Source organism: Achromobacter sp. 2789STDY5608615 (assembly GCF_001298995.1).
GTDB classification, from domain to species: Bacteria; Pseudomonadota; Gammaproteobacteria; order Burkholderiales; family Burkholderiaceae_B; genus Achromobacter; species Achromobacter insuavis.
The window spans coordinates 7554-18138 of sequence record NZ_CYTY01000025.1 but is presented as its reverse complement, the minus strand read 5'-3'; the positions used below and the strand labels follow the sequence as shown (position 1 = coordinate 18138).

Sequence of the window (10585 nt, the reverse complement as noted above, 5' to 3'; positions counted from 1 at the left end):
GTCACCGACCTGGCCGTCGCGATCTCGGCGGTAATGGTGAGGCCGAATCGGCGCAGGAAGACGTAATGCAGCTTGCGGACCGGCACGCCGTTCTCGCTGGTCTCGACGCAGTTCACATCGAGCGCCTGCCCCGGGATCTGCGTCAGGACCCGGCTGGCGGGATAATCCGTGCCGCTGGCGCAGGTGAGCGTTTGCCTGGGCCCGGCCCGCCGCCCTTCCCATCCGCCCTCGCTCTCGAGCGTGAACCGGGCATTTTCCGGCGGATTGGCCAACACATCGCCCGGCCATTGCTGGATGTCGCGCACCATCCAGCGCGGCGGCACCTGCGCGGCCTTGAATCCGCCGGCCTGATGGATCAGCAGCGCCAGGCTGCGATAGTTGAGCGCCAACACATAGTTGACCGGCAGGCCATTGAGCTTGCCGATATAGATACTGCGCAACGTGCCATCGTCGCGGTCATTGTGGAACGTCAACTCATACTCGCTGTCCACCGCGACGTGGTCGATGCCGACGGTATGCTGGGTGCCCGTCAGGCGCAAGACGCGAAACCCCATGGGCTGCGTGCCCGCCGCCGGCAGCCTGGCCCGCACCGCGGGCGGCAGGGCATCGGGCGACAGGGTGCGCGTGGTGTAGGCATCGGCATTGAGCGCGACTTCGCGGGTCGACACAGGTTGCGCGCAGCCCGCCAGCACGGCAACGGCCGCCACCGCGGCCAGTCGGGAAATCGTTTCGGTACGCATGGGATGGGCTCCACTTCAGGCAACAGGCAGGCGAACGCCAAGGCGTGGTGCATTCTGAGGGAGCATCGAGGCGTCAACCAGACTTTGGCAACGATTGGCAATCATTGCCCGGCGTCGGATCCTCCGGCTTGAACCATTCGGGCCACGAGCTGCGATGCCGGTCGCCCGCTTCGATACCGGGAATCAATGTCTGCGCCAGCGCAGGCAACTGATCCGCGGACTTGGCGATCCGATACTTGACGCTGTGCACGCATTCCCGGTCGCCGAATTCGCACCGATTGAGCCGAGTGCCGCCGCAGGGGCCGTTCGCCAGTCCTTTGGGACAGGTCTCGGGGCAGACATAGAGCGTGTCCTGCAAGCGGCAGGTGCCACAGGTGTCACAGCCGACCAGCGGCCGCTTGAGCGTCCGTTCGACCGCGTGCAGCGCCTGCGCCGCCACGCCGGTCTTCCAGAACGGCCGCGTCACACTCCAGCCAAAGGCGCTGCCGAGCCATCCCGTGCGATTGAAGAGCTGTTCATGCACCGTGGAAAGCAGCGCATAGCGCAAGCGCTCCCCAGGCGTGGCGGCGACATCGGACTGCCCCAGCTCCCACGTGTCAATGTCAGGGGCGAAGCCTGCCTGGGGCATGCCGGGCATCCGCCAACTCGCCTGCCATCGCTGCGCCCAGTCGGACAGCGAGGTCACCGCATCGCGTTGCTCGGCGATCGCCTGCTCCAGCAACAGCAGTTCGTCCAGCGTATGCACCCCGGACAGATGCACACCGGCATAACCCATCCATTGCAGGCCCACGATCTGCAACGCCAGCCGCTCGAGGCTGCGCGCGCTGGCATGGGCGGGTGATATCTGTTGCTCCCTGCCCAGCAATTCGCGCATGGCGTCGGTGATGACGATGCCGGGCACGTCCTGCAACGCCGCCGCGCGCCTGTGGGTCAGCTGCATCACGCAGGCCAGCATGGGTTTGACGCGGCCCTGGGCGCGCATCCAGGCCTGGGCCTCGAGATGCTTGGCGGCGTCGAAACCCAGCTGCAGGGTCAGGAAATCCGCGCCCGCCAGCAGTTTCTTCTGCGCCTTCAGGTACTGCGCGGCGCCTTCTTCCTCGCGGTATTTGAATGGGTTCAACGCGGCGCCCAGCAGCCAGTCCGGGCCGTGCTCGCGGGCAATCTGCAGCGCGGGCACCGACTCCAGATAGCGCACGGGCGCCCGTCCCGGATCATGGCCCGGCAGGCGGTCCCCACTGAGGAGCAGCAGTTGCGACAGGCCCCGCGCCTGCATCGCGTCCATCTGGCGCAGCAGGTCGGCACGCGCGCGATCCTTGCCTGAAAAGTGCAGCAGGGATGAAGCCGGATCGCCCAACGCGCCGGCCCCTTGCAGCGGGCTCAGGTCAGAATGCAGGCCGACACGATCGGCGAAGGCCGGCAGCAACGGCCAGCCGGCCAGGCGCCCGCGCCGCACGATCCGCTGGAGCGCGGCCTGGCGCGCGGGCGCATGCTGGGGAATGATCTCCAGCACGCAGGCGAAGCGTCTTTCGCCCAGCGCCTGTTTCAATGAACTCAAGACAGCTCGATACCGTGTCGATCAAAGGGCGCCGCGCAACCTCAAGCCACCAAGGATGCGGCCAGCGGCGATACGCGCTCACGCCGCGCCGTGCGCGGCGATGTTGCGATATTGCCCCTTGAAATACAGCAATGGCTGCGTGGCGGCGGCTTCCTGCAGATCCAGCGCCTTCACTTCGCCAATCACGATCACGTGATCGCCCGCGGCGTGTTCCGCATGGATCTCGCAATCGATCCAGTGCAGGCTGCCGGCAATGAGCGGATTGCCCAGCGGCGATTCCTGCCAGTCGATACCGCGCCACTTGTCCGTGCCGCGCCGGGCGAACTGGTTGGACACCTCGACTTGCGCTTCCGACAGGATGTTGACGGCGAAACGGCCCGCCTGGCGAATCTTCGGATAGCTGGCCGAGCTGGACATCACGCTGAACGACACCAGCGGCGGACTCATCGACACGCTGTGGAACGACTGGCAGGTGAAGCCGATCGGCTCGCCATCGATGTGCGTGGTGACCACCGTGATGCCGGACGCGTAGTGCCCGAGCGCTTCACGAAAGCGCAACAGCTCGATGGCGGGACTGAGGAGTGACATAGTAGGTACTGCCGAATACTGGCGACGGGGCGCAGCGCGAAAGCGCTACGGAAGGCCTTGCGAGTCTGGCCGTCGCAAGCAGCTTGCGACGGCCATCTGCCGTCTCGAAATCAGTTCGAGAGTTCGTTGCGGACGATCTCCGCGCCTGCGCTCAGGGAGCTCAGCTTGGCGCGTGCGATCGCGCGAGACAGCGGGGCCATGCCGCAGTTGGTGCAAGGATAGAGCTTGTCGGCATCCACGAACTTGAGCGCCTTGCGCAGGGTGTTGGCCACTTCCTCGGGCGTTTCGACGGTATTGCTCGCCACGTCAATGGCGCCCACCATCACCTTCTTGCCGCGGATGAGCTCGATGAGCTCCATCGGCACGTGGGAGTTGTGGCACTCCAGCGAAACGATGTCGATATTGGACTTCTGCAGCTTGGGGAAGGCTTCTTCATATTGCCGCCATTCCGAGCCCAGCGTCTTCTTCCAATCCGTATTGGCCTTGATGCCATAGCCATAGCAGATGTGGACCGCGGTTTCGCACTTCAGTCCTTCGATGGCGCGCTCCAGCGTGGCGACGCCCCAGTCATTGACCTCGTCGAAGAAGACGTTGAACGCGGGTTCGTCGAACTGGATGATGTCGACGCCGGCCGCCTCGAGTTCCTTGGCTTCCTGGTTCAGGATCTTGGCGAATTCCCAGGCCAGCTTTTCGCGGCTCTTGTAGTGATCGTCGTACAGCGTATCGATCATCGTCATGGGACCCGGCAGGGCCCATTTGATCGGCTGCTTGGTCTGCTGGCGCAGGAACTTGGCATCCTCGACAAAGACCGGCTTGCGGCGGGCGACGGCGCCCACCACCGTCGGCACGCTCGCATCGTAGCGATCACGGATGCGAACGGTCTTGCGGTTCTCGAAATCCACGCCATCGAGGTGCTCGATGAACGTCGTCACGAAATGCTGGCGCGTCTGTTCGCCATCGCTGACGATGTCGATGCCGGCGTGCTGTTGTTCCTGCAGCGACAGGCGCAGGGCATCCTGTTTGCCCTCGATCAGTCCGCCATCCTGCAATTTCCAGGGCGACCACAGGGTCTCGGGTTCTGCCAGCCAGGAAGGTTTGGGCAGGCTGCCGGCGGTGGAGGTGGGAAGCAATTTTTTCACGATAAGACCTGATGCTCTTTATTAATCAATGAGGGGTAGCCGCGGACCACTGCTCGAGAACCGCCTGATACGGTTTGATGAAGTGTTCCTCGACAAACTTGCCCTGCTCGACAGCCAGCCGGCTACGTTCTTCCCGATCGTAGACAATGCGCGTCAGGGAATAATCCTGGTGCTTCAGGCTCGGCTGATAGGACTTCCCCGCGGCCGAGTTGGCGTTGTAGATCTCGGGCCGATAGATCTTCTGGAAGGTGTCCATCGTGCTGATGGTGCTGATCAGCTCGAGATTGGTGTAATCGCCCAGCAGATCGCCGGTGAAGTAGAAAGCCAGCGGCGCGGCGCTGTTCGGCGGCATGAAGTAGCGAACCTTCATGCCCATTTTCTTGAAATACTCGTCCGTCAGCGAATATTCATCCTGCAGGTATTCGACGCCCAGCACGGGATGCTGGTTTTCGGTGCGCTGGTAGACCTTGCTGCTCGACACGCTCAGGCAGATGACGGGCGCCTTGCTGAAGTTCTCTTTGTAGGCGCTCGAGTTCACGAAGCTCTTGAAGAGCTTGCCGTGCAGGTCGCCGAAATTCTCCGGCGCGCTGAATGCGGGCTGGTTCTTGTTGTGCTCCAGCAGCAGCACGCTGAAATCGTAATCCCGCACGTAGGAGGAAAAGTTGTTCCCCACGATGCCTGCGAAACGCTCATTGGTTTTCCGGTCGAGAATGCTGGTCTTCAGCACTTCGATCAGCGGCAGGCCATTGCCGCTGCTTTCGCCCTCGATATTCAGCTCGACGGAAATGATTTCAAGGTTGACGGCATAGCGGTCGCCCTTGGGATTGTCCCAATGCGCCAGGGCATTGAAACGATTGTCGATCATCGCCAGCGTGTTGCGCAGGTTCTCTTGACGGCTCGCGCCTCTGGCCAGATTGGCGAAGTTGGTCGTGATTCGCGTATTGTCCGCGGGACGATAATCCTCGTCGAAACAAATGCTCTTGATGGCAAATGTGAACTCTTTACTCATTCTGATCCGGCGCCCAAATTTCTGAAATAAAACCCGCGACTGTTTCCTGCTTTCAGTAATTTCCAATGCTTTTTTGGATTTTTTTGATTTAGCAGTATTGACACTGTCAACATTCGGGTCGTATTTTATGTCGCGCCTTCCATGAATAAAAATGATTTTATTTCGATCAAATCATTAGTTCGGCTCATGATCCGGCGGGCGCGCACGAGACCTGGCAAACGGTCCTTGGCGGCCCCGCTTGGCGGCCCCGGAAACGACAAGGGGAAGCCGGTCCGGCTTCCCCTCATCAATTCAACGCGTTCTTGGCCAACGGCCTTGTTCGGACGCGGCTTACTCCACCGTCACGCTCTTGGCCAGGTTGCGCGGCTTGTCCACGTCGGTGCCACGGGCGCAGGCCGTGTGATACGACAGCAGCTGCAGCGGCACCGTGTGCAGGATCGGCGACAGCTTGCCGTAGTGCTCGGGCATGCGGATCACGTGCATGCCTTCGGCGCTCTGGATCTTGCTGTCGGCATCGGCGAACACGTACAGCTCGCCGCCGCGCGCGCGCACTTCCTGCATGTTGGACTTCAGCTTTTCCAGCAGCTCGTCCTTGGGCGCGATGGTGACCACGGGCATGTGCTCGGTCACCAGGGCCAGCGGGCCGTGCTTGAGTTCGCCGGCCGGGTAGGCTTCGGCGTGGATGTAGCTGATTTCCTTGAGCTTGAGCGCGCCTTCCAGCGCGATCGGGTAGTGCATGCCGCGGCCCAGGAACAGCGCGTTTTCCTTGGAGGCGAAGCGGTCGGCCCACGCCATGATCTGCGGTTCCAGCGCCAGCACCGAGCCGATGGCCACGGGCAGGTGGCGCAGCGCCTTTAGGTGCTCGGCCTCTTGCTCCTCGGTCAGGCGGCCGCGCACCTGCGCCAGCGCCAGCGTCAAGAGGAACAGCGCGGTCAGCTGCGTGGTGAAGGCCTTGGTCGAGGCCACGCCGATTTCGACGCCAGCACGCGTGATGTACGACAGCTTGCACTCGCGCACCATGGCGCTGGTCGACACGTTGCAGATGGTCAGCGTGTTTTCCATGCCCAGCGAACGGGCGTGCTTGAGCGCGGCCAGGGTGTCGGCGGTCTCGCCCGACTGCGAGATCGTCACCACCAGCGAGCGCGGGTTAGGCACGCTGTCGCGGTAGCGGTATTCGCTGGCGATTTCGACGGCCACGGGGATCTTGGCGATCGATTCGATCCAGTACTTGGCGGTCAGGCCGGCGTAGTAGCTGGTGCCGCACGCCAGGATCAGCAGCGAGTCGACGTCCTTGAAGATCTTGTAGGCGTCGTCGCCGAACAGTTCGGGCGTGATGGACTCGATATCCTGCAGCGTGTCGCCGACGGCGCGCGGCTGCTCGAAGATTTCCTTCTGCATGTAGTGGCGATAGGGGCCGAGTTCGGCCGCGCCCGTGTGCACGTGCACCGTGTGCACCTCGCGCTTCACGTCCTTGCCGTTGGCGTCCACGATCCAGACGCGCGCCAGCTGCAGGTCGACGACGTCGCCGTCTTCCAGGTAGATGATCTGGTCGGTGGTGCCGGCCAGCGCCAGCGCGTCCGAGGCCAGGAAGTTCTCGTTCTGGCCCACGCCCACCACCAGCGGCGAGCCCTGGCGCGCGCCGACCACGCGGTGCGGTTCGTCGCGGCAGAACACGGCGATGGCGTAGGCGCCATGCAGGCGGCGCACAGCGTTCTGCACGGCCTCGAACAGGTCGCCAGCGTAAAGGTGGTTGACCAGGTGCGCGATCACTTCGGTGTCGGTCTGGCTTTCGAAGACGTAGCCCACGGCCTGCAGCTCGGCGCGCAGTTCGTCGTGGTTCTCGATGATGCCGTTGTGCACCAGCGCGATGCGCGGCTCGTCGTTGCCCAGGCGCGAGAAGTGCGGGTGGGCGTTGTGCGTGGCGGGCACGCCGTGCGTGGCCCAGCGGGTGTGGGCGATGCCGGTGAAGCCTTGCAGGTGGTCCTGGGCGACCTGTTCGGCCAGCTCGGCCACGCGCTGGGTGCTGCGCGTGCGGCGCAGGTGGCCGTCGGCATACACGGCGACGCCGCAGGAGTCATAGCCACGGTATTCCAGCCGCTTCAGGCCTTCGACCAGGATCGGGGTGATGTCGCGCTGGGCGACGGCGCCAACAATGCCGCACATAGGAGAGACTCCGGAAAGTTCGAGTACGGAACGCATTGTGCGCGCAGCACCAAGAAATTTGATTTCTTTATCTGCTCAGATTTGACAGTTTATTCACTTACATATTTGTGATTAAATAATATTTCACAAATAACGGATTAGTGAATTAATCATGCAGAATCCGCCGCTTTCCCACCCCGAACTGGATGATCTGGACCTGCGCATCCTGGAACGGCTGCAGGACGACAATTCGCTGACCAACCAGGAACTCGCCTCGCGCGTGCATGCCTCGCCGCCGACCTGCCTGCGGCGGGTGCGGCGCCTGGTGGAAGAAGGGGTGATTGCGCGCCAGGTGGCCATCCTGGCGGCCGAGAAGCTGGGCAGCACGCTGACCGCCATCGTCGAGATCACGCTGGACGTGCAGGCGGCCGAAAGCCTGGACGCCTTCGAACAGATCATGCTGGCCGAACCGGCGGTGCTGCAGTGCTACCGCGTGTCGCCGGGGCCGGATTTCGTGGTGATCGCGCAGGTCCGGGACATGCCGGCCTATCACGCGCTGGCGCACCGCGCCTTCACCGCGCACGCCAACGTGCGCAACGTGCGCACGTTCTTCTCGGTCCATCGCGCCAAGTTCGAGACCCGCATCGACCTGCGGACGCCATAGCGACGCGCCTCAGCGGGCCGCCAGCAACCGCTCGAACTGCGCCAAATAACGATTGCCCATCTTCTGCACGTCGTGCTCGTCGCGCACGTAGTCATAGGCGCGGTCGGTGATCTCCTGGCGGAACGCGGCATCGTCCAGGCAACGCGCCATGCCCTGCGCCATGGCATGGAAGTCGGCCACCGCGCACAGCACGCCGCGGCCATCGGCCAGGCTTTCCTTCAAGCCGCCGGCGTCGGTGGACACCACCGGCACGCGCTGCAGGAAGGCGTCCAGCACGCTGCTGCCCAGCGCCTCTTCCTCGGAGCTCATGACGAAGACGTCGAGAATGCTGTAGAAATCCTCGACGCCCTTGCGAAAGCCCGCGAAGCGATAGACGTCCTCGACGCCCAGCGCGCGCGCCTCGTCGCGCGCCTGCTGTTCGCGGTCGCCGCCGGCGCCGAAATGCAGGAAGACGAAGTCGCGCCGCGTCCTGGCCAGTTCGGCCACCGCGCGCACCAGCGTCACCGGATCCTTGTCGCGGATCAGCGCGGCCGACGTGGCCATGACCTTCTTGCCTTCCAGATCGAACTCGCGCACCAGCGCGGCGACGTTCGCCTGGTTGATCTGGTGCGGCTCGACCGCGCTGCGGATGATGACCGGGTCCAGCCCCAGGCGCCGCGGCTCGCTGGCCGCCATGTCGCTGATCGCCACGAACAGGTCGGTGTGGCGCCACTTGTAGCCGGTCTTCCATTCCTCGTTCGGCTTGACCACGAACGAGGTGCGGCGCGAGAACGCCACCGGGCGCCGGTGCAGCCACTTGGTCAGCACCGCCCAGGTGATGGTGTTGGCGGTCTGGGCATGGATGATGTCATAGCCGCTGCCCGCGCGCGCCAGGAACGCCAGCTGCGCCGGCACGTTGCGGACGGTGTGCGCCACGAAGCCCTCCTGGCGCACGCGTTCGGCCAGCGGGCCGCCTTCGCGGCACAGCACTTCGACCTGGTGGCCGGCATTGCGGAAGGCGCGCATGCAATACAGCGTCTGCCGCTCGCCGCCGCGCCAGCCCTTCTCGAAGTTGAGCTGCAGGATCTTCATGCGCGGCCGATGCCCGAGTACTCGAAGCCCTGGGCGCGCACGTCGGCCGGCGTGTAGAGGTTGCGGCCGTCGATGATGAGCGGGGTCTTGAGCAGGGCCTTGACGCGGTCGAAGTCGGGCGCGCGGAAGACCTTCCATTCCGTGGCGATCAACAGCGCGTCGGCGCCGTCGAGCGCGTCGTACATGTCGGTGGCGAAGCTCACGCCGGCCTGGCCGGCCAGCACGCGGCCGGCCTCGTGCATGGCCACCGGATCGTAGGCGCGCACGCTGGCGCCGCGCCGCGTCAGCTCGGCGATCACGGTCAGGCTGGGCGCCTCGCGCATGTCATCGGTATTGGGCTTGAACGACAGGCCCCATAGCGCGAACTTGCGGCCGCTCAGGTCCTCGCCGTAGCGCGCCACCAGCTTTTCCGACAGGCGGAACTTCTGCGCGTGGTTGGCGGCCTCGGCCGCCTCGATGACGCGCATCGGCAGCGCATTCTCGGCGGCGGTGTTGACCAGCGCCTGCACGTCCTTGGGGAAGCACGAGCCGCCGTAGCCGGCGCCCGGATACAGAAAGTGGTAGCCGATGCGCGGATCGGCGCCGATGCCGCGGCGCACCTGCTCGATGTCGGCGCCCAGCGCCTCGGCCAGGTTGGCCATCTCGTTCATGAACGAGATGCGGGTGGCCAGCATGGCGTTGGCGGCGTACTTGGTCAGCTCGGCCGAACGCACATCCATCACCATCAGGCGATCATGGGTGCGCTGGAACGGCTCATAGATACGGCGCATGACGCCGATGGTGTAGTCGTCGTCGGCGCCGACGATGACGCGGTCCGGGCTCATGAAGTCGTTGATCGCCGCGCCTTCCTTCAGGAATTCGGGATTGGACGCGACGCTGAACGGCACCTCGACGCCGCGCGCGGCCAGCTCCTGCTCGACCGCGGCGCGCACCTTGTCGGCGGTGCCGACCGGCACGGTGGACTTGTCCACGATCAGCTTGCGGGTGGTCATGTGGCGGGCGATGTTGCGGGCCGCGGCCAGCACGTACTTCAGGTCGGCCGAGCCGTCCTCACCCGGCGGCGTGCCGACGGCGATGAACTGCACGTCGCCGAACGCCACGCTCTGCGCCACGTCATCGGTGAAATGCAGCCGGCCTGCCTGCACGTTGCGCCGCACCAGGTCTTCCAGGCCCGGCTCGTAGATCGGAATGCCGCCCTGGCGCAGCAGGGCGATCTTGGCCGCGTCCACGTCCAGGCACATGACGTCGTTGCCCATGTCGGCCAGGCACGCCCCCGACACCAACCCTACGTAACCGGTACCCACGACCGTGATCTTCATGCCTGAACGCCTTAAAAATAGGTAATCATCGCGCCGGGGCATCCCACCCCAGCGCCGGTCGCCATTATAGAAGCGGGCCGGCCGGCGGGTCTGGCGCCGCCCGGCCCGGGAACGGAGGGCGCGCTACGGCGCCCGCAGCTTGCTGAAGCGCACCGTGTTCACCACCACCGCCAGCGCGGCGCAGATCGTGCCCAGCACCAGAGCCAGTCCGGGGCCATGCGCCACGCTGACGCTGAAGGCGATCGCCACCAGCGCGGTGCCGAAACTCTGCCCGAACACCCGGGTGGTGGCCTGCAGGCCGCCCGCCGCGCCGCTGCGCGAGCGCGGGGCGGCCGACAGCATGGCGCGGTTGTTGGGC

The 10585-nt window shown here is 64.7% G+C and carries 9 protein-coding genes and 1 pseudogene; 1 reads left to right on the top strand and 9 read right to left on the bottom strand.

Translation table 11 applies throughout. The annotated features are described in order from the left end of the window. The 6 genes from AOZ49_RS33020 to glmS all read right to left on the bottom strand — a co-directional run. A partial coding sequence (locus tag AOZ49_RS33020) for a hypothetical protein (protein WP_197286753.1) occupies positions 1-707 on the bottom strand: 707 nt, incomplete at its 3' end. 106 nt (positions 708-813) lie between these two features. Then, positions 814-2295: a methylenetetrahydrofolate reductase C-terminal domain-containing protein gene (locus tag AOZ49_RS20550; RefSeq protein WP_054477444.1), complete on the bottom strand. Its 1482-nt coding sequence runs from the start codon at positions 2293-2295 to the stop codon at positions 814-816. 78 nt (positions 2296-2373) lie between these two features. Next, complete coding sequence (locus AOZ49_RS20545) at positions 2374-2883, bottom strand: flavin reductase family protein (protein WP_054477442.1); 510 nt, start codon at positions 2881-2883, stop codon at positions 2374-2376. 110 nt (positions 2884-2993) lie between these two features. Further along, the gene (locus AOZ49_RS20540) at positions 2994-4022 is read right to left on the bottom strand and encodes a methionine synthase (RefSeq protein WP_180180076.1); all 1029 of its coding nucleotides are present in this window, start codon (positions 4020-4022) and stop codon (positions 2994-2996) included. Between the two features lie 25 nt (positions 4023-4047). Beyond that, the gene (locus AOZ49_RS20535) at positions 4048-5031 is read right to left on the bottom strand and encodes a DUF1852 domain-containing protein (protein ID WP_054433809.1); all 984 of its coding nucleotides are present in this window, start codon (positions 5029-5031) and stop codon (positions 4048-4050) included. 330 nt (positions 5032-5361) lie between these two features. Beyond that, positions 5362-7194, bottom strand: coding sequence for a glutamine--fructose-6-phosphate transaminase (isomerizing) (gene glmS / locus AOZ49_RS20530; protein WP_054477440.1), 1833 nt, complete (start codon positions 7192-7194; stop codon positions 5362-5364). Positions 7195-7345: 151 nt separating this feature from the next. Between glmS and AOZ49_RS20525 the strand changes: the two genes are divergently transcribed. Continuing rightward, positions 7346-7837 (top strand): Lrp/AsnC family transcriptional regulator, encoded by a 492-nt coding sequence (locus AOZ49_RS20525; protein WP_054477438.1) that lies wholly within the window; start codon positions 7346-7348, stop codon positions 7835-7837. 9 nt (positions 7838-7846) lie between these two features. Here the strand turns inward: AOZ49_RS20525 and AOZ49_RS20520 are convergent, their stop codons facing one another. From AOZ49_RS20520 to AOZ49_RS33645, 3 genes and pseudogenes are all read right to left on the bottom strand, one after another. Then, positions 7847-8908, bottom strand: a complete 1062-nt coding sequence (locus tag AOZ49_RS20520; RefSeq protein ID WP_054477436.1) for a glycosyltransferase family 4 protein — start codon at positions 8906-8908, stop codon at positions 7847-7849. Beyond that, positions 8905-10227 (bottom strand): UDP-glucose dehydrogenase family protein, encoded by a 1323-nt coding sequence (locus AOZ49_RS20515; protein ID WP_054433801.1) that lies wholly within the window; start codon positions 10225-10227, stop codon positions 8905-8907. Before AOZ49_RS20515 ends, AOZ49_RS20520 begins: the two co-directional genes overlap by 4 nt. A 123-nt stretch (positions 10228-10350) precedes the next feature. Then, a pseudogene (locus AOZ49_RS33645) lies at positions 10351-10585 on the bottom strand (MFS transporter); the annotation flags it as partial.

Excerpts from the sequence above, each read along its gene's own strand:
- AOZ49_RS20545 (WP_054477442.1), bottom strand. The coding sequence starts at position 2,883 with ATGTCACTCCTCAGTCCCGCCATCGAGCTGTTGCGCTTTCGTGAAGCG.
- AOZ49_RS20535 (WP_054433809.1), bottom strand. The coding sequence starts at position 5,031 with ATGAGTAAAGAGTTCACATTTGCCATCAAGAGCATTTGTTTCGACGAG.
- glmS (WP_054477440.1), bottom strand. The coding sequence starts at position 7,194 with ATGTGCGGCATTGTTGGCGCCGTCGCCCAGCGCGACATCACCCCGATC.
- AOZ49_RS20525 (WP_054477438.1), top strand. The coding sequence starts at position 7,346 with ATGCAGAATCCGCCGCTTTCCCACCCCGAACTGGATGATCTGGACCTG.
- AOZ49_RS20520 (WP_054477436.1), bottom strand. The coding sequence starts at position 8,908 with ATGAAGATCCTGCAGCTCAACTTCGAGAAGGGCTGGCGCGGCGGCGAG.
- AOZ49_RS20515 (WP_054433801.1), bottom strand. The coding sequence starts at position 10,227 with ATGAAGATCACGGTCGTGGGTACCGGTTACGTAGGGTTGGTGTCGGGG.